At 65.6% G+C, this 18744-nt stretch carries 17 protein-coding genes; 6 read left to right on the top strand and 11 right to left on the bottom strand.

From position 1 onward, the window contains the following. The 3 genes from CVM73_RS27175 to CVM73_RS27165 form a co-directional block, all read right to left on the bottom strand. Positions 1–632, bottom strand: a 632-nt coding sequence (locus tag CVM73_RS27175) for a helix-turn-helix domain-containing protein (protein WP_146006666.1), incomplete at its 3' end; no start/stop codon positions are given. A gap of 106 nt (positions 633–738) precedes the next feature. Then, positions 739–2013 carry a multidrug effflux MFS transporter gene (locus CVM73_RS27170; protein ID WP_100234868.1) on the bottom strand — a complete coding sequence of 425 codons (1275 nt, stop codon included), beginning with the start codon at positions 2011–2013 and terminating at the stop codon, positions 739–741. 318 nt (positions 2014–2331) lie between these two features. Continuing rightward, complete coding sequence (locus CVM73_RS27165) at positions 2332–4158, bottom strand: aminopeptidase P family protein (RefSeq protein WP_100234867.1); 1827 nt, start codon at positions 4156–4158, stop codon at positions 2332–2334. A gap of 187 nt (positions 4159–4345) precedes the next feature. Here CVM73_RS27165 and CVM73_RS27160 point away from each other — a divergent pair, with 187 nt between their 5' ends. Then, complete coding sequence (locus CVM73_RS27160; RefSeq protein WP_100234866.1) at positions 4346–4525, top strand: hypothetical protein; 180 nt, start codon at positions 4346–4348, stop codon at positions 4523–4525. A gap of 118 nt (positions 4526–4643) precedes the next feature. Here CVM73_RS27160 and CVM73_RS27155 read toward each other — a convergent pair whose 3' ends face one another. Next, entirely contained in the window at positions 4644–5531 is an 888-nt protein-coding gene (locus tag CVM73_RS27155; RefSeq protein ID WP_100234865.1) for a 50S ribosomal protein L11 methyltransferase, read from the bottom strand. 163 nt (positions 5532–5694) lie between these two features. Between CVM73_RS27155 and CVM73_RS27150 the strand changes: the two genes are divergently transcribed. Further along, entirely contained in the window at positions 5695–5850 is a 156-nt protein-coding gene (locus CVM73_RS27150; protein WP_100234864.1) for a Flp family type IVb pilin, read from the top strand. A 350-nt stretch (positions 5851–6200) separates the two neighbouring features. Here CVM73_RS27150 and CVM73_RS27145 read toward each other — a convergent pair whose 3' ends face one another. Beyond that, positions 6201–7811, bottom strand: coding sequence for a phytoene desaturase family protein (locus CVM73_RS27145; protein WP_100234876.1), 1611 nt, complete (start codon positions 7809–7811; stop codon positions 6201–6203). A gap of 218 nt (positions 7812–8029) precedes the next feature. Here CVM73_RS27145 and CVM73_RS27140 point away from each other — a divergent pair, with 218 nt between their 5' ends. After that, complete coding sequence (locus CVM73_RS27140; protein ID WP_100234863.1) at positions 8030–10309, top strand: fused MFS/spermidine synthase; 2280 nt, start codon at positions 8030–8032, stop codon at positions 10307–10309. 148 nt (positions 10310–10457) lie between these two features. Here CVM73_RS27140 and CVM73_RS27135 read toward each other — a convergent pair whose 3' ends face one another. Both CVM73_RS27135 and CVM73_RS27130 read right to left on the bottom strand, forming a co-directional pair. Further along, on the bottom strand, positions 10458–11453 hold the full coding sequence (locus CVM73_RS27135; protein WP_100234862.1) for a glycerophosphodiester phosphodiesterase: 996 nt from the start codon (positions 11451–11453) through the stop codon (positions 10458–10460). Between the two features lie 38 nt (positions 11454–11491). Next, entirely contained in the window at positions 11492–12265 is a 774-nt protein-coding gene (locus CVM73_RS27130) for a L,D-transpeptidase (protein WP_167407082.1), read from the bottom strand. 327 nt (positions 12266–12592) lie between these two features. Here CVM73_RS27130 and CVM73_RS27120 point away from each other — a divergent pair, with 327 nt between their 5' ends. Next, a complete protein-coding gene (locus CVM73_RS27120; RefSeq protein WP_100234859.1) occupies positions 12593–12919 on the top strand; it encodes a hypothetical protein in 327 nt (108 codons plus the stop codon). A 114-nt stretch (positions 12920–13033) separates the two neighbouring features. Here CVM73_RS27120 and CVM73_RS27115 read toward each other — a convergent pair whose 3' ends face one another. Both CVM73_RS27115 and CVM73_RS27110 read right to left on the bottom strand, forming a co-directional pair. Continuing rightward, positions 13034–13795 (bottom strand): ABC transporter permease, encoded by a 762-nt coding sequence (locus CVM73_RS27115; protein WP_100234858.1) that lies wholly within the window; start codon positions 13793–13795, stop codon positions 13034–13036. Beyond that, a complete protein-coding gene (locus tag CVM73_RS27110; RefSeq protein ID WP_100234857.1) occupies positions 13792–14715 on the bottom strand; it encodes an ABC transporter ATP-binding protein in 924 nt (307 codons plus the stop codon). Before CVM73_RS27110 ends, CVM73_RS27115 begins: the two co-directional genes overlap by 4 nt. Before the next feature lie 276 nt (positions 14716–14991). On the opposite strand from CVM73_RS27110, the gene CVM73_RS27105 reads away from it, so the two are divergent. After that, positions 14992–15711: a hypothetical protein gene (locus CVM73_RS27105; RefSeq protein WP_100234856.1), complete on the top strand. Its 720-nt coding sequence runs from the start codon at positions 14992–14994 to the stop codon at positions 15709–15711. A gap of 225 nt (positions 15712–15936) precedes the next feature. Here the strand turns inward: CVM73_RS27105 and CVM73_RS41185 are convergent, their stop codons facing one another. Beyond that, the gene (locus tag CVM73_RS41185; protein WP_245452442.1) at positions 15937–16083 is read right to left on the bottom strand and encodes a hypothetical protein; all 147 of its coding nucleotides are present in this window, start codon (positions 16081–16083) and stop codon (positions 15937–15939) included. Positions 16084–16406: 323 nt separating this feature from the next. Here CVM73_RS41185 and CVM73_RS27095 point away from each other — a divergent pair, with 323 nt between their 5' ends. After that, positions 16407–17348, top strand: coding sequence for a LysM peptidoglycan-binding domain-containing protein (locus CVM73_RS27095; RefSeq protein ID WP_167407081.1), 942 nt, complete (start codon positions 16407–16409; stop codon positions 17346–17348). Positions 17349–17564: 216 nt separating this feature from the next. On the opposite strand, the gene CVM73_RS27090 is transcribed toward CVM73_RS27095, so the two are convergent. Next, the gene (locus CVM73_RS27090) at positions 17565–18638 is read right to left on the bottom strand and encodes a tartrate dehydrogenase (protein ID WP_100234855.1); all 1074 of its coding nucleotides are present in this window, start codon (positions 18636–18638) and stop codon (positions 17565–17567) included. Positions 18639–18744 lie beyond the last annotated feature (106 nt).

Below are 18744 nucleotides of genomic sequence, written 5' to 3'. Positions count from 1 at the left end.
GCCTCGTGACTAATGCGCATCGTCTCATCCTCGGGAAAGTCGAGCCGAAGGCGCCGCGAAATCTGTTCCGGGCTCCACGCCCTTGCCCAGCGGCGGTTCTGACGATGCACTGCCCGGCGCCCCTTCCACAGGACCTTCGGGCCGGCAATCGGCGTCCCGTCCGGCTTGGCGATCCTACCGGCAAGCCTGTCTTGCACATAATCCCGCAGGACCGGATTGTTTGCCAGCTTCGCCGGTTTGGGCCGTCGGGCCGATCGATCAGCGTGCCATTGTGCCGTGGTCGCTCGGTATTCTGGAGCACCATGGCGGCGTGCCACGTTGCGCCGAAGTTCACGAGAGATCGTGCATGCAGGGCGATCGAGCTGACGAGCGATGGCTCGCACTCCCTGACCCTGCGCACGCAAGATGGCGATCTCCTCGCGTTCGGCGAACGACAGGTGACGCCCTGAGGGAGATTTTGACGACTGCGACAAATGTGTTGGTGGCATGCCCCCCGCCCTGCGAAACCAGCGTACTCCGACTGCCGGCGACACCCCGGCCTCAACCGCAGCGTCCTCGCTCGAGCGCCCCGCGGCAATCGCAGCCCAGAACGGCCTACAACTCTCTCGCAGAATTCCTTGGGACCGCGTCATCGCAACCTCCTTTGTCAAGGTGTTGCAACGACCGATTGAATTCGCCCTGGATGCCCCGGTCAAGCCGGGGCATGACAGCGAGGTTGGGGCATGTGCTGCTCACCCCTCACATCATCCCCGTCTCTTCCTCCTCGGCCTGCCCGATCAGCGCCTCGCTCACCACGACTTCGCGGCGGGGTACGACGAAGATCATGACGCAGGCGCAGAGCAGCGAGATCGCGAGGACCGCTGAGGTGAGCGGCAGCGTGGTTGCGGAGTGGCCGCCGAGATAGGCGCCGAATTGCGACATCAGCGCGCCAATGCCTTGCTGGAGGAAGCCCATCGCGCCTGAGGCGGTGCCGGCCGCCTCCGGGCGGATGCTGATCGCGCCGGCGGCGGAGTTCGCCATCACGAAGGCATTGCCGGCCATCACGATCATCTGCGTGCCGAACAGCCAGGCGGGGGCTTCATTCCAGCCGATCAAGCTCCACAGCAGGTTCGCAACGCTGCCGCAGAGCTGCAGGGCGAGCCCGAACCAGATCAGATTCTCCAGCGAGTGCCGCGGCGCATAGCGCACGCAGAGCAGATTGCCGACGAGAAACGCAAAGCCGGTGGTCGCGAACCATGCGCCGTATTCGGCGCTGCTGCGGCCCATCTGCGTCACCACGATGTAGGGGCCGCCGCCTGCGAAGGTGAAGATGATCTGGGACGCCAGCACCTGGCACATCACATAGCCGACGAAGGCGCGGCTCTTGATCAGCATGCCGACGTCGCGGCGGAAGCCGCTGCCGGCGGCGCGGGTGCGGCGCGTCTCGGGCAGCGCCAGTGCAATGCCGACGGCGACGATGATCGCGGCAATGGTGATGGCGTAGAAGATCGCGCGCCAGCCGAACGCAGTCTCGATCAGGCCGCCGGTGAGCGGCGAGACCATCTGTCCGATCATCAGCGCCGCGACCACGAGGCTGATCATCGAGGCGACGCGATCGCGCTCATAGATGTCGCGGATGATGGCGCGGCTCACCACCATGCCGGCGGCGCCGCCCAGCGCCTGGAAGAAGCGTGCGGCGATCAGCTGCGGCAGGGTTTGCGCGAAGATGCAGGCGACGCTGGCCGCCACCATCAGCGCCAGTCCTCCGAGCAGCACCGGACGCCGTCCGAACCGGTCCGACAGCGGCCCCATGATCAGCTGCGACAGCGCGATGCCGACCATGTAGAGCGAGACCGTCATCTGCGCGATCGAGATGTCGCTGCCGAAATTCGTCGCCAGCACCGGCAGCGCCGGAACCAGCATGTAGAGCGAGATCGGTGCGACCCCGGTCATGACGACCAGCAGCAGCAACACCACGCGCGATGTCGCGATGTTGGTGGCCGCTCCCGGCGGCCTGCTGATCATGCCGTGCATGCGTGTCGATCTCGCTGGAATTCGAATCGACTGTAGCGTGCCCGCACAAGACGGATATCGGCGTTTCGGAATGCGGCTATACGGATTCCGGGATGGTTATGAGGACGGCACGATGCCCACCGATTGGACGGGGTGCTTGCGCCACAAATTCGGTGTCATTCCCCGCGAAAGCGGGGAATCCAGTATTCCAGAGGCAGTAATCGTATACGGAGAAGCCGCGGCGTACTGGATGCCCCGCCTTCGCGGGGCATGACGGCGGTGGTGGGGAGGCAGTGTTGCGCAAATCGCGTAGCGCCATGCGTCGCTCTTCGGCGCGCGCTACGTCAGCTCCGCCGTCGCCTGATCGAGCCAGGCCTTCGTCGCCTCATCCAGCGCCGGCCGCACCTCGGCCCGGACGCGTGCGTGATAGGCGTTGAGCCAGTCGAGCTCATCACGGCCCAGCATCGCCACATCGATCAGGCGGCGGTCGATCGGCGCCAAGGTCAGCGTCTCGAACGCGTTCATCGGCTTCTCGGCGCCTTTGATATCAGCGGCGACCACCAGCTCGAGGTTCTCGATGCGGATGCCGAAGCCGTCGGTCTTGTAGTAGCCGGGCTCGTTGGAGAGAATCATGCCGCGCTTCAGCGGCGTGGTGCCGAGCTTCGAGATCCGCGCCGGTCCTTCGTGGACCGAGAGATAGCTGCCGACGCCGTGGCCGGTGCCGTGCTCGAAATCAAGGCCGGCGGACCAGAGATATTGCCGCGCCAGCGTGTCGAGTTGCGCGCCCGTGGTGCCGTCCGGAAAGATGGCGCGCGCAATCGCGATATGGCCGCGCAGCACGCGGGTGAAGCGGTCGCGCATCTCCCCGGTGGGCTCACCGACCGCCATGGTGCGCGTGACGTCGGTGGTGCCGTCCTCATATTGCGCGCCGGAATCGATCAGCAGGAGATCGCCGGGCGCGATCCGCCGGTTGCTCTTGCGGGTGACGCGGTAATGCACGATGGCGCCGTTCGGGCCGGTGCCGGAGATGGTCGGGAACGAGACGTCCTTCAGCGCGCCGGTGTCGCGGCGGAAGGTTTCCAGCGCCTCCACCGCGTCGATCTCGGTCAGCTTGCCGCTTGGCGCCTCGCGATCGACCCATGCGAGGAAGCGTGCCAGCGCTGCGGCGTCGCGCACATGGGCCGTTTTGGTGCCCTTGATCTCGGTCGCGTTCTTGACGGCTTTGAGCAGTGCAACCGGATCGCTGCCGCGCACCGGCTTGCCACCGGCGCCCGCGATCAGCCGGCTGAGTGCGTCGGCCGCGGTGGCGTTGTCGAGCGCGATCGCCGCACCGCTTTTGGCCAGCGCCATCAGCGTCGGCGCCATGGCGTCCGGTTCGCGCACGTCGGCGGACTGCTCGAGATGGTCGCGCGTCAGGTTGGAGAGCTTGCGGTGGTCGATGAAGATGGTGGGCCGGCCGTCCTTCGGCACCAGCGCGTAGGACAGCGGCAGCGGGGTATGGGCGACGTCGGCGCCGCGGATGTTGAAGGTCCAGGCCACCGCGTGGCTGTCGGACAGCACCAGCGCATCGGTGCCGAGCTTGGCGATCTCGCTCCTGATCTGCGTCAGCTTCTCCGCTTCAGTGACCCCGGCATGCTGAAGGCTGTGCACGGCGACGGGGGCGAGCGGTGGCTGCGGACGGTCCTGCCAGACTGCGTCGATCGGATTGCTGTCGACGGCGACCAACTCGGCGCCGGCCTTGGCGCAGGCGGCGGATAGGCGTTCGGTTGCCGAAAAAGTGTGCAGCCACGGGTCAAATCCGAGGCGATCGCCGGCCTTCAGATGCGCCGATACCCAGCTCTCCGGCGGCGGATCGGTCAGTGATTCCACCGCCCAGGCCTTGGCGTCGACCTGCTTGGCGGCCTGGAGGGTGTAGCGGCCATCGACGAACACCGCAGCCTCATGCGGCAGCACCACCGCCATTCCGGCCGAGCCCGTAAAGCCGGTCAGCCAGGCCAGCCGCTCTTCCGATGGCGGCACATATTCGTTCTGCTGCTGGTCGGCGCGTGGAACGACGAAGCCGGTCAGCTTGCGGCGGGCGAGCTCTTCGCGAAGTGCGGCCAGCCGCGCCGTCAACGCGACGCCGACCTCCGGCTCCTCGAATGTCTGGAAGTGTGCTTCGAACATGGTGGATCACTTTAGGATCATGGGGATCAGTCCGCAATCTAGACGCATTTGCGTCGCATCTGGCATGGACTGTGCTTGAAATAGTTCCATTCGAATTGAGTGGAGTAAAGGATGCGGCAGTTGCGCTTCGTCCGGATAACAGGGAAATTCGAGCAGGTGGTTCATCTCAACGGCGAGGGGACACACGATGCCAGCGTTCACGTTTGAGAAGATTTCGCCGCCGGTGCGCCACGCCCCGACTGCGGCGGCAGCGAAGAAGCCGCGTGGCCTGATCAGCCAGATGATCGACCGTTTCGCCGAGCGCCGCGCGCGGCGCACCTTGCAGGACGAGCGCGCGATACGCCGCGACGAGAAGCCGGCGGAGTAGCTGCATTGATGATGCCGTAGAGTGGGCAAAGGCGCGAAGCGGCGTGCCCACCATCTGTCCGCTATGGCGGACGAAATGGTGGGCACGCTTTCGCTTTGCCCACCCTGCAGCACCTCGCTCACCCCAGCTTCCGCAGCAACAGACTGCTCCACCCCTCGATCCGCAGATGCTTCAACGGCACCAGGCCGCGCGCGCGGTAGGCGGCGATCACGGCGGGGGCCTGGTGGGTCAGCAGGCCGGAGAGGATCACGCGGGCGCCAGGCGCGAGGTGCCGCGCCATCGGGCTCGCCAACTGCCGCAGCGGATTGGCAAGGATGTTGGCGAGCACCAGGTCGAACGGGCCGGCACGCGCAAAATCCGGCGCCGCAAAGCCGGTGGCGCGGATCACCCGCACATGGTTGCCGACTTCATTGAGCGCGGCGTTCTCAGCCGCCACCCGCACCGAGGGCGGATCGATGTCGGAGGCAAGCACGGCGCGGTGCAACGCCTTCGCGGCTGCGATCGCCAGCACGCCGGTCCCGGCACCGAGGTCGAGCACGTTGCGCGGCCGGGAACTCTTCAGGACATGGTCAAGCAGAAGTAAACAGCCGCGCGTCGTGCCGTGGTGACCGGTGCCGAAGGCGAGCGCCGCCTCGATCTCGATGGCGAGCTTGTTCGGCGCCACACGGTCACGGTCATGGCTGCCGTGCACGACGAAGCGCCCGGCCGGGACCGGGACGAGATCTTCCAGGCTGGCCTTGACCCAGTCCTTGGCCTCGATCGTGTCGAAGGCGAGCGTCGCGGCGATCTCATTTCCTGCTGAAGTTGCAACGAGTTCGCGCAGCCATGCCTGATCCGGCGCCTCGGCGAAATGAAGCGTGACGTCCCATTGTCCGTCCGGCCGCTCGAAGGCGGCGACCGCCGCATCGCCATCGAAAAACACCTCGGTGAGCACATCGACGACGCGCCTGGCGTCGGCCTCGCTGCCGATCGAAAAGCTGGCGCGATGGGTGGGGGAAGGTTGCATTCAGGGTTCCGTTGATCTCAATTTTTGGAACTTTTGGGGCCAATTATCCGCACAAACTGCGGTTCCCTGGTTACCCCGCCTGTAGCGTGTCTCCCGTACATTTTCGGATGTCGAAACCAGCCAGCACAGCTTGTAATTGAAACGGAGGCGAGTCTTGAAGAGCATGATTCAGAAGTTCTGGTCGGACGAGTCCGGTGCAACCGCGATCGAGTACGGTCTGATTGCCGCGGGAATCGCTTTGGCGATCATTACCGTGGTGAACAGCCTGGGCACCACCATGAACGAGAAGTTCACTTCGATTAGCAGCTCCTTGAAGTAATTTCCGCCTCCATTTCCCAGGGCGCGACTTTTTCTTCATAGATTATTTCTGACGAGCGCCCGCACGGGAGTTGCCCCCGGCGGGCGAAGTCATTTTGCGGGTGTCCACCGGACGTCCAGAGGGGCCTCAGTCTGAGTTTGGTGGCCGCTCCAGCGGATATCTTCTGCGTTTCTCCTCTCGTCGATCATGCGAGCACTACCCGACGTCCACAGCCTCTCCGCTCTTCATTCGGAGGCCATCCACTGCCTTATACCTTACTTATCCCGCGTCTTTTCCACAGCCTGATCTGGGCTTGTACTGAGAAGCCGTCCCAATTTCGCCACAGATCATTCGACAGCCCATCCACAGACCTATCCACGGCTTCCGAACAGCGACCGGTGATCCCGCAGGATCACCTGGGCGGCGTTATGCCCGGGGGCCCCGGTGACGCCGCCGCCGGGATGGGCGCCGGAGCCGCAATGGTAGAGGCCCCTCAACGGCCCGCGGTAATCGGCGTGGCCCAGCATCGGCCGCGCCGAGAACAGCTGGTTCAACGTCAGCGCGCCGTGGAAGATGTCGCCGCCGAGCAGGCCGAACTGCCGTTCGAGATCGAGCGGGGACAGGATCTGACGGCCGAGCACGCTCGCCGCGAAGCCCGGTGCGTATTGATCCACCGTCGCGATCATGAGATCGGCGACCTCTTCGCGATGGTCATCCCACGACTTTCCATCGGGAAGCGTTGGTGCGACATGCTGGCAGAACAGGCTCGCGACATGCTTGCCGGCGGGTGCCAGCGTGTCGTCGAGCGTCGAGGGGATCAGCATCTCGACGACGGGCTCCCGGCTCCAGCCCTGCGCCCGCGCATCGAGATAGGCGCGGTCCATGTAGTCGAGGCTCGGCGCCAGGATGATGCCGGAAGAGAGATGGTCGCCTTCGCCCGGCAGCGCCGTGAAGGAGGGCAGGCGGTCCAGCGCCACGTTCATGCGGAAGGTGCCGGAGCCGTTCTTCCAGTGACGGATGCGGGCGAGGAAGTCCGCAGGGAGAGCGTCGGCCACGATCAGCCGCGTGTAGAGCAGCTTCGGATTGACATTGGACGCGATATATTTCGCGCGGATGGCAGAGCCGTTCTCCAGCACGACGCCGACGGCGCGGTCGCGTTCGACGATGATCTCACGGACGCCGGCATCCGTTTCGATCACGACGCCGCGGTCGCGTGCCGCGCGCGCCATCGCCTGCGTGATCGCGCCCATGCCGCCGATGGCGTGGCCCCAGACGCCCTTCTTGCCGTTCACCTCGCCGAAGGCGTGATGCAGCATCACATAGGCCGAGCCGGCGGCGTAGGGGCTGGCATAGTTGCCGACGATGGCGTCGAAGCCGAACAGCGCCTTGACCAGATCATGCTCGAAACGTTCGTCCAGCATTTCGCCGGCCGAACGGGTGAAGAGATCGAGCAGGCTGCGGCTCTGTTCCAGCGTCAGGCCGCGCAGGATATTGGCGCTCTGGAGCGCGTTCACGGCCTCGCGGATCGCATTCGTGCCAAAGCCGTCGAGCAGGTTCGGCGGCGCGCGCAGCACGAACCGCCTGAGCACGTCGGCGATGTCTTCCAGCTCGCGCGCGAAGCCGTCGAGGGCCTCCGCATCATGCGCGCTGAGCCGCGCGACCGACGCTTTCGTCCGCCCCTCGCCGGTGAGGAGATAGCTGCCATCTGGCGCCGGCAGGAAATTCTGCGCGCGCCGCTCGACGATGCGCAGGCCCTGCTCGGCGAGCTTGAGGTCGCGGATCACCCGCGGATTGAGCAGGCTCACCGTGTAGGCCGCGACCGAATTGCGAAAGCCGGGGTGAAACTCCTCCGTCACCGCCGCCCCGCCGACCACCTTGCGCCGCTCGACCACGCGCACGCGCAGACCCGCCATCGCGAGATAGGCCGCACAAGTGAGGCCGTTATGGCCAGCGCCGATGATGACGACGTCGGTTTCGGTCATGAAGGATTCGAGGTCCACTCCACCGTCATTCCGGGGCGCGCGAAGCGCGAACCCGGAATCTCGAGGTTCCGGGTTCGATGCTTCGCATCGCCCCGGAACGACCCTCTAATATCAAGCATCGCTCGCTGCAACATCACGCCCCCCTTTATTGCCCGTTCAGGCGCCTTGTGCTCCATTGCGCGCGTCCGGCGCCCGCCGGGTCTTGAGCCGGAGCTCCCATGGATTCGATCGTGCAACCTGCCGCCACGGAGCAACCCTCGTCGTCGCGCAACCGGCTGCTGCTGACGGTCTACACCGCCGCGATCTTCGTGAGCGCGCTGCTGCTGTTCTCGGTGCAGCCGCTGTTCACGAAGATGGTGCTGCCGCGGCTCGGCGGCTCGCCTGCGGTGTGGTCGGTGGCCATGGTGTTCTTCCAGTCCTCGCTGCTGGCCGGCTATGCCTACGCGCATCTGTTGATGCAGGCGAGGAACCGGATCGTTCCGGTGGCGGTGCATCTGGTGCTGCTGATCGCGGCCTTCGCCACGCTGCCGCTCGGCATCGCCACCGCCTATGGCGAGCCGCCCGCTTCGGGCTATGCATTCTGGTTGCTTGGCCTGTTCGTGGTCTCGATCGGGCTGCCGTTCTTCGCGCTCGCCGCCAACAATCCGCTGCTGCAGGCCTGGTTCGTCCGCACCGGCCATCCGGCCGGCCATGATCCCTATTTCCTCTATGCCTCCTCCAACATCGGCAGCTTCCTCGCGCTGTTGTCCTATCCGTTCCTGCTCGAGCCGATGTTCACGCTGCAGATGCAGAACCGGGTCTGGACCGGCTTCTATGGCCTGCTGATCCTTCTCATCGGCGCCTGCGGCATGCTGTTGTTGCGTTCGCCGAAGCTGGCGGTGGCCGATGCCCGGGCCGAGGACATGAATGCGCCGGCGCCGGGCCTGCTGACGCGGCTGCGCTGGATCTTCCTCGCCGCGGTGCCGTCGGGCCTGCTCATCGCCGTCACCGCGCACATTTCGACCGACGTCGCGGCGGCGCCGCTGCTGTGGGTGCTGCCGCTGTCGCTGTACCTCTTGACCTGGGTCGTGGTGTTCCAGTCGCGGCCGCTGCTGCCGCATAAATGGATGCTGATGCTCCAGCCGGTCGCGATCGCGGGCGTCGTCGTGCTGCTGGCCTTTGGCGGCGAGCAGAACCTGCTGCTGACGCTCGGCGGACATCAACTGTGCTTCTTCGTCATTGCCATGGCCTGTCACGGCGAACTGGCGCGGACCCGGCCGGCCGCGAAATATCTCACCGGATTCTATGTCGCGCTGTCGTTCGGCGGCATGGTCGGTGGACTGTTCGCCGGGCTCGTTGCGCCCTTCACCTTCACCTGGATCGCCGAATATCCGATCCTGATCGCGCTCGCCGCGCTGTGCCGTCCGTCCGCGAACGAGCGGCTGGCGGGCGTCGTCAAATGGTACTGGCTGGCGCTCGCCGCGCTCGCGGTAGCGCTGATCGCGCCGTCCTATATGACGGGCAACCTCTCGACCTGGTTCGAGGATCATCGCGTCTGGGTCGCCGGCGCCGTCGGCGTGCTCGCCGCGCTGCTCGCGCTGATCCTCAATGCCGGGCGCTGGAAGATCTTTGCCACCGTCGCGCTCGCGCTGGCGTTGATCCGGGTTTATCCCGCGGACGAGGGCCGCGTCACGACGGTGCGCAGCTTCTTCGGTGTGCACAAGATCGTGGTGACGCCGGGCGGCTATTTCCACGTGCTGATGCATGGCACCACCATCCACGGCGCCGAGCGCTTCCGCAACAATGACGGCACGCCTGTTGCCGGCCGGCCCGAGCCGATCACTTACTATCATAAAGACGGCGGCATCGGTCAGGCCGTCAGCGCGATCCGCGAGCGCAAGGGCGCGCCGCTGAAGGTCGCCGCGATTGGTGTCGGCTCCGGCACGCTCGCCTGCGCCGCCGAACGGGGGGAGGACTGGACCTTCTTCGAGATCGACCAGACCATGGTCGACGCGGCGCGCGACCCCAAAAATTTCCGCTACATCTCGAGCTGCATGCCGGACATGAAGCCCGTCATCGGCGATGCGCGCCTCACCTTCGCCAAGGAGCCCGATGGCGCCTACGATCTCATCATCGTCGATGCCTATTCGTCCGATGCGATTCCGATCCACCTTGCGACCGAAGAGGCGATGAAGATCTACAAGGACAAGCTCGCGCCGCACGGTGCCGTGGTGATGCACGTCTCCAACCGGCATCTGGATCTCGAGACCGTCGTGGTCGGCATTGCGGACGCCAACGATCTCAAGAGCTGGGTCTTCAACGAGGATTCGGGGCGCGATTCCGACTACATCTTCTCGACCGACGTCGTCATCTCCGCGCGCGAGGAGGCCGACATCGGCAGGCTCGCGTCCTCCAAGCAATGGGAACAGACCGAAGCCGATGACAGGGTGCGGGTCTGGACCGACGACTATTCCAACATCTTGGGCGCGCTGTATCGGCGTTTGAAGGATGGGGAGTAGGCATCGCGCCACGAATGGTCTCGTGCCCCGGACGCAGCGCAGCACGAAGTGATGCATTGCAGAGCCGGGGCCCATGGAACGGCGTTCTGGGTCCCGGCTCTGCGTCGCGTCATTTCATGCCGCGCCGCGTCCGGGACACGAGCGCGGCCTAGGGCGCCACCGGCGTCCCGGCCGGTAGCGCGATTCCCTTCTCGCCGGCGACCTGCCGCAACAGGTCCGGCCTGTCCGAGATGATGCCGTCGACGCCGAGCTCGATCATGCGCGCCATGTCGTCTCGCTTGTTGACCGTCCAGACCACGACGCGCAGCCCGAGCGCGTGAGCCTCCGAGACGAGCGCCGCGGTCACGTCGCCGAAATGAGGCGACCAGATCGCGCCGCCCGCGGCCTTGATCGTCCGTGGCAGCGAGCCGCCGTGATCGGCCGGGCTGAAGCCCGCCATCCAGCTCGTCGCCTTGTCGAGCGCCACCGTCGGAGCCGAGCCGCGCTGGAGCGTCAGGTACACGGTCGGGATGTTCGGCGCCTGCTGCTGGACGAGAAGCAGGGTGCGCCAGTCGAACGACTGGATCATGACGCGGTCGAAGAATCCTTCGGTCTCGATCACCCCGAGCAGCTTCGCGACGAAGGCCTGCGGATCCAGCGTTTCATCCGGATGGTTCGGATCGATCTTGGTCTCGATGTTGAAGCGCACCTGCGTATTGCCGGACTTGCGCACCAGCGCGAACAGCTCCTTCAAGGTGGGGATGCGCGTCCCCGGCACCGCACGCTGGTCGGGGAATTGCTTTGCGTAGGCGCTGTCCGGCCGGATATGGCCGACGTCATAGGTCCTGATTTCGTCGAGCCGCAGTTTGACGAAGGGCGTGCCGGGCGGAGAGATGTAAGCTCCGCTCGAATCCCGAGCCAGATCCGGATTGAGCCCGCGCTCATGCGAGACGATGATCTCGCCGTCCGCGGTCACGCCGACGTCGAGCTCCAGCGTGTCCACGCCCATCGACAGCGCGTTGGCGAAGGCGGGCAGGGTGTTTTCCGGCAACAGCGCCCGCCCGCCGCGATGCGCCTCGAGGTCGAAGGCCAAATCCGATCCCATGGCTTGCCCCGCTACCAGGACCCCGAGCACAGTCAGAATGGTCGTGGCACGTGACGGCATGATACCTCGGCCGGCGAGGGCGGTTGATGGCGGCCGCGTCAGTTCTGATAGTAATAGCCGCGCGGCTGATAATACTGCCGGGGCTGCGGCTGATAGTAGCCCTGCTGGCCGTAGCCTTGATTGTAATATGGCTGCGGCTGCTGCTGATAGACCTGTGCGTCGTAGAGCGGGCGGGTGACCGAGCGTGGCGCGGGGTAGCGCGCGCCGGTGTCGCTGCCGTCGGCCGGATAGATGTAGTTGTCGTCCTGCGGCATGTAGCGGCGCGCGGGCTGCGCCGGCGGCGTCAGGTTCACGGGATCGCCTGTGGTCGCGTATTGCTCTTCGGTTGGCTGCGCTGCGCGGGCCACGGCATTGCGGCCGCGCGGATTGCGCGCCAGCGCCACCTGCGCCGAGCCGGTCAGCGTCACTGTGGTGTTGAGCACGCCCTGCTGCTGCACCAGGGCATAGAGCGTCGAGGCGTTCTGCCGCGACAGCCGCACGCAGCCATGCGACGCGGGCGAGCCGAGCCGGCCGACCGAGTCGGTGCCGTGGATGGCGTGCCCGACCTTGGTGAAGAAGATCGAATGCGGCATCGGCGCGTCGTCGAATTCCTTGGAGAAGTGATCCTCCTCCATGCGGAAGGCGCGGAAGGCGCCGTTCGGTGTTTCGCGCGAGGGGATGCCGGTTGACACCGGCCAGTGATAGCGCGCGACGCCGTCGACGGCGACGGTCATCTGCTGATTGTCCTTGTCGATGGTGATCTCGACCTTGGCCTGCGCGGTGCCCGCGCCGAAGAGCAGCAATGAGGTGAAAGCAATGAAAAATGAACGCATCTGGAAACGCATTTGAATCCTGGCCTCCGGCCTGTTCACGCTAAGCGCCGCGGCTCTCCGTCCCCGGCGTGCAATATGTCTGCAATCCGGCTTTCGCTCCAGCGGGCTGCCAGCCCATCGTTAACGCGATGCCTGATGTAAGCAAGGGCGCTTTGTGCCGCGAAGGCCACGGCAATGCTGACATTTTCGCGAGCCGAGGCGCGGTCACAACGCCGACAATTCGTCACAAAGGCGCAACCATTCCGACGCGCGGCGCGTTGATGATGGCCTATCTCGACAGACGGCGCCCGCCGCCGTTGACCCCTTTCCTTCCCCCGGGGACCTAAGATGAACAAAGCCCGCCTCGCCGCCGCGCCATTGCCGACCAGTCCGCCCGTCCGCCTGCTGTTCGCCTCCGCCGCCATCCTGCTGGCGCTGTTGTCACTGCCACAAGCCAGCCACGCCCAGGGCATCGTGCGCGGGGCGCAGGAAGGCTCCTATGAAGGCAACCGCATCGCCGGGCCCGTGGGCGGCGCGGTCGGCGGCGTCGTGGGCGCTGGTGTCGGTGGGGCCGTTGGTGCAGTCGAGGGCGTGCTCGGCATTCCCCACCGTCACTATCGTCACCGCTGCCGCGGGTATTACGACGGCTATCACCGCTTCCACTGCTATCGGTGATGTCACCGCCGTCATTCCGGGGCGCGCGTAGGGCGAGCCCGGAATCCATCAGGCAACAGAGTTGGTGGATAAATGGATTCCGGGCTCGTGCTGCGCACGCCCCGGAATGACAGATCAATTCTTCAGCCGATACCCGGTGCGGAAAATCCACCAGATCACGACCAGGCAGATCACCAGGAACGCCAGCGTCATGCCGATGCTGACGGCGATGCTGACATCGGCGATCTCGTAGAAGCTCCAGCGGAAGCCGGAGATCAGATAGACGACCGGATTGAGCAGCGCGACCGTGCGCCAGGCGGGCGGCAGCATGTCGATGGAATAGAAGCTGCCGCCGAGGAAGGTCAGCGGCGTCACCACCAGCATCGGGATCATCTGCAGCTTCTCGAAGCCGTCGGCCCAGATGCCGATGATGAAGCCGAACAGGCTGAACGTCACCGCCGTCAGCACCAGGAAGGCCAGCATCCAGACCGGATGGTGGATATGCAATGGAACGAAGAGCCCGGCGGTCGCCAGGATGATGAGGCCCAAGATGATCGACTTGGTCGCGGCCGCGCCGACATAGCCGAGCACGATCTCGAAATAAGAGATCGGCGCCGACAGGATCTCGTAGATCGTGCCGGTGAATTTCGGGAAGTAGATGCCGAAGGACGCATTGGCGATGCTCTGCGTCAGCACCGAGAGCATGATCAGGCCCGGCACGATGAAGGTGCCGTAGCTGACGCCCTCGACCTGGCTGATGCGCGAGCCGATCGCGGCGCCGAACACCACGAAATAGAGCGAGGTGGAGACCACCGGCGAGACGATGCTTTGCAGCAGCGTGCGCCAGGTGCGCGCCATTTCGAACAGATAGATGGCGCGGATGGCGCGGTGGTTCATGACGTCCTCACGAGGTCGACGAAGATGTCCTCGAGCGACGATTGCGTCGTGTCGAGATCGTTGAAGCGGATGCCGGCGGTGCGGAGATCGCCGAGCAGGCTGGTGATGCCGGTGCGCTCGCCCTTGGTGTCGTAATCGTAGACCAGGGTCGCTCCGCTATCGCAGAGCTCGAGCTCGTAATGAGCGAGGCTCTCCGGCAGCGAGGCGATCTTGCCCTGCAAATGCAGGGTCAGCCGCTTCTTGCCGAGCTTCTGCATCAAGGTCGTCTTGTCCTCGACCAGCACGATCTCGCCCTTGTTGATGACGCCGATACGGTCGGCCATCTCCTCGGCTTCCTCGATGTAGTGCGTGGTGAGGATGATGGTGACGCCGGACTGCTGCAGGCCGCGCACCACCTCCCACATGCCCTTGCGCAGCTCGACGTCGACGCCGGCGGTGGGCTCGTCCAGGAACAGGATCTGCGGCTCGTGCGACAGTGCTTTGGCGATCATCACGCGGCGCTTCATGCCGCCGGAGAGCGTGATGATCTTGTTGTCCTTCTTGTCCCACAGCGAGAGGTCCTTGAGCACCTTCTCGATGTGACCAGGATTCTTCGGCTTGCCGAACAGGCCGCGGGAGAAGCTCACGGTCGCCCACACGCTCTCGAAGGCGTCGGTGTGCAATTCCTGCGGCACGAGGCCGATCAGCGAGCGTGCCTTGCGGTAGGAGGTCTGGATGTCCTCGCCGCCGACCAGGACGCGGCCCTCGCTCGGATTGGCGATGCCGCAGATGATCGAGATCAGCGTGGTCTTGCCGGCACCGTTCGGGCCGAGCAGCGCGAAGATTTCGCCGCGCTTGATGTCGAGATTGACGTTCTTGAGCGCCTTGAAGCCGGACCCATAGGTCTTCGACAGATTGGCGACGGAAATGATGGAAGACATGATGGCCGGCGGCTGGGGAAGGGAGGGGCTGGACCCATCCGGGAAGGGCGGGTCAGCGGAGCCCTGAGATAGGAACGCTGTTGTCGGCCCGCAATTCCCCGGAGAAAATTGGTCTCAAAACAGGCCGTTCAGCGGCATGTTTCGGGCAAGTGTTGCGCGATGGTCACGGCTCGCGGCTAAGATTGTCGCTCACGCGGCTCTTTGTTGCGTCTGCGAGCGGGCCGTGGCTACGATTCCGGCCAATCGCGAAGCGTATTGTCTCCAGGGAAAAGATCGATGAGACCGAACGGCCGTCACACCGCTGGCGCCAGCCAATTGTCCGTCCTTCGTATGTGGGCGGTGGCCCTGCTCCTGCTGTCGGCTGTTGCCATCAGCCCGACCGCCGCCAAGGCCGCGCCGAGCCAGGCCGCCGCGGCGACCACGCATGTCTACCTGCTCCGCGGCGTGCTCAACATCTTCTCGCTCGGCCTCGACACGATCGGCGCCCGGCTCCAGGCGCAGGGCATCCCGGTAACCGTCGCCAACTTCGTGTCCTGGTCCTCGCTCGCCGATGAAGCCGCAACCGCCTACAGGGCCGGCCGCATCAAGACCATCATCCTGGTCGGCCATTCCTCCGGTGCGACCGCGCTGCCGGACATGATTGCCAAACTCAATCAGCTCGGCGTGCCCGTGAAGCTTGCGATCGGCCTCGACTCCGTCTTCAAGACCAAGCTCTCGACCGGCGCCGAACGCTACATCAACATCTATATCGGCGACGGCCCCGGCGAGCCGGTGCGGGCGGCAGCGGGTTTGCGCGGCAAGCTCGACAATGTCGACGTGCGCGGCACCGGCGTCGGTCACATCTCGATCGACAAGAACGAGGCGATCCAGCGCCGCGTCATCGCCGAGATCGACGCCGCGATCATGCGCTCGCGCGCCCCGGCCGCTCCCGTCGCCGAGCCCGGCGCACCGCGGCCCGCGCGCGCGGCGGCGGCTGCTGCGCCGGCAAGGAACTGAGGTCAACGTCGATCGGAAGCGCGGGCGGATGTGGTTCACCTCTCCCGTAGGGAGAGGTCGGATCGCATCGAAGATGCAATCCGGGTGAGGGGTTACGGCCTCACTGAACGCTGCAGCCCCTCACCCGGATTGCTCAGGCGCGCAATTGCGCGCCATAGCAATCCGACCTCTCCCCGCGGGGAGAGGTGAGCCCCAACCGACGACCGAGCTCAATCTCATCACGCTTTAAGCGGCCGTCACACGTACCGGCATGCTCTCCAGCCCGCGCAGGGAATTGTTGAGCCTGCGTTTCGGCTCCGCGGTGAGCTCGATGGTCTTTACGCGTCTCGCGAGCTCGCTGAAGATCAATTCGCCTTCCAGACGCGCGATCATCTGGCCGACGCAGGCGTGGATACGGCGCCGAAGCCGACGTGGCCGGTCGCAACGCGTTCCGCCTCGAAATGGTCCGGCTCGTCCCAGCGCGCGGCACCGCGGTTGGCGGAGGCCATGAACAGCAGCACCTTGCGATGTGCCGGCCGCTGTAGCCCTTCGCGAGGCCGGCCTGGGGCCGATCGTCGCAAGACCCCGTGGATGCGCGGCAGGACGGGTTTTCGGAGGCGAGGCATCCGGTTCCCGTGCCCCAAAATCCACCCAATCGGTGGTCACTAAGCCCGGTAGGGGAGGCCATTGCCTCCCGTGGTGGGACTGCTGGACTGATGATTCATTCGAGGCGACTAGTCGCGCTGGCAGCAGTCGTGCTGCTCGCCTTGGGCAGCGGCATGGCCGTTGCTTCACCGCCCAAATCCAAGACCACCGCGGCCGTACCCGCCGCGCCGCCGCCGCCGCCGTTCGAGCCATTGCCGCCGCCGAAGGTCTACCTGTTTCGCGGCGCCATGGGCCCGATCTTCTCGACCGGCATGGATCGGCTCGGCGAGAAGCTGACACAGGCCGGCTTCTCCGCCGACGTCTACGAGTTCACCCTGTGCCGGCTGATCGGCAGCCGCGTCATCGCCAGCTACAAGGAGAAGGCGGCGCCGATCGTGCTGATCGGCCACTCGATGGGCGGGCTGTGCTCGGTCGTCATCTCCGAGATGGCGGCCAAGGAGAGCATCCCGATCAGCCTCGTCATCGCCATCGATCCCGCGCATGCGACCGGCGATGTGCCACTCAATGTCGAGCGCTTCATCAACATCTTCCTGTCCGACAGCGTGCTCGGTGGCGGCGATGTCGTGGCTGTGCCCGGCTTTCGCGGCCATTATGCCAGCTACGACCTCAAGGAAAACGCGCGCGTCAGCCACATCAACATCGAGAAATCCGACGACATCCACCGCCAGATCGTCGAGATGGTGACGCAGCTCCCGCGCATTCCGCCGCAAGCCCAGGCCGATGCCGTGCCGCTGCGCTATCTCGTGCCCGCGGATACGCTGGTCGAATTGTGGGACAGCGGCGTGCGGGTGCCGGTGCGCCGCGGCGACACCATGGAGAGCATCGCCGCGGCCAATCGCGTGCCGCTGTGGACGCTCGCGCAGAGCAACTCGCTTGCAGAGAACGCGCAGCTCACCCCAGGCCAGACCATCATCGTCCCGCGCCACCTGACACCGCCCGAGCCGGCCGCCGCGATGGCGACGCCGCCGGCGGCTCCGGCGGGGCGGAAGTAGGGCATCCTCTTCGCCTCTCCCCGCGTGCGGGGAGAGGCCGGAATGCGCGCGCAGCGCGGATTCCGGGTGAGGGGGACCCTCCGCGAGTCGATCTGCCACCGTTGTCGTGGAAGCAGCCCCTCACCCCAACCCTCCCAGCGCGAGCGAAGCTCGTCGCGCCCCCGTAAGAACGGGGCGAGGGAGCACACTATCGTTGCCGCGCGGGCGCCGCCAAACTCACACATTCGACCCGTGGATCGCGTCGATCACGGCGTCCGTCACCTCCTTCGTCGTCGCCTTGCCGCCGACATCGGGCGTCAGCACGCCGGCGGCGCAGACGCGCTCGACCGCCGCCATCAGCCGTGAGGCCGCATCCTTCTCGCCGAGATGCTCGAGCATCTGCGCGCCGGTCCAGAACGTTGCGACCGGGTTGGCGATGCCCTTGCCGGTGATGTCGAAGGCCGAACCGTGGATCGGCTCGAACATCGAGGGGAAGCGGCGCTGCGGATCGATGTTGCCGGTCGGTGCCACGCCGAGGCTTCCCGCCAGCGCGCCGGCGAGGTCGGAGAGGATGTCGGCATGGAGATTGGTCGCGACGATGGTGTCGAGGCTCTTCGGGTGCAGCGTCATGCGCACCGTCATGGCGTCGACCAGCATCTTGTCCCAGCTGACGTCGGGGAATTCGCCCGCGACCTCGGCGGCGATCTCGTCCCACATCACCATGCCGTGGCGCTGTGCATTCGACTTGGTGACCACCGTGAGCAGCTTGCGCGGGCGCGACTGCGCGAGCTGGAACGCGTAGCGCATGATGCGGGTGACGCCGACGCGGGTGAAGACGGCGACTTCCGTGCCGACCTCCTCCGGCAGGCCCTTGTGGGCGCGGCCGCCCATGCCGGCATACTCGCCTTCCGAGTTCTCGCGCACGATCACCCAGTCGAGATCGCCGACGCCGACATTGCGCAGCGGCGAGGCCACGCCCGGCAAGATCTTGGTCGGCCGCACATTGGCGTATTGGTCAAAACCCTGGCAGATCGGCAGGCGCAGGCCCCACAGCGTGATGTGATCGGGCACATCGGGGGCGCCCACCGCGCCGAAATAGATCGCGTCGAACTTCTTCAGCTCGGTGAGGCCGTCGGCCGGCATCATCACGCCGTGCTTCTTGTAATAGTCGGAGCCCCAGTCGAACGTCTTGACGTTGAAGGCAAGGTCGCCGCTGCGTTTGGCCAGAGCCTCCAGCACGCGAACACCGGCCGAAATCACCTCGGGCCCGATGCCGTCGGCGGGGATGGCTGCGATCGAATGGGTGCGCATGGAATTGCTCCGTTTGGGAGATCTTGTCTGACCGTCTTGCTTCGTCGGCAAATCTAGATGGGTGTGCAGGGCGGACTCAATTGACGCTGGTTTATACAAAAAAATG

The sequence above is a fragment of the Bradyrhizobium forestalis genome (genome assembly GCF_002795245.1).
GTDB classification, from domain to species: Bacteria; Pseudomonadota; Alphaproteobacteria; order Rhizobiales; family Xanthobacteraceae; genus Bradyrhizobium; species Bradyrhizobium forestalis.
This window is presented reverse-complemented; position numbering and strand designations above follow the sequence as displayed.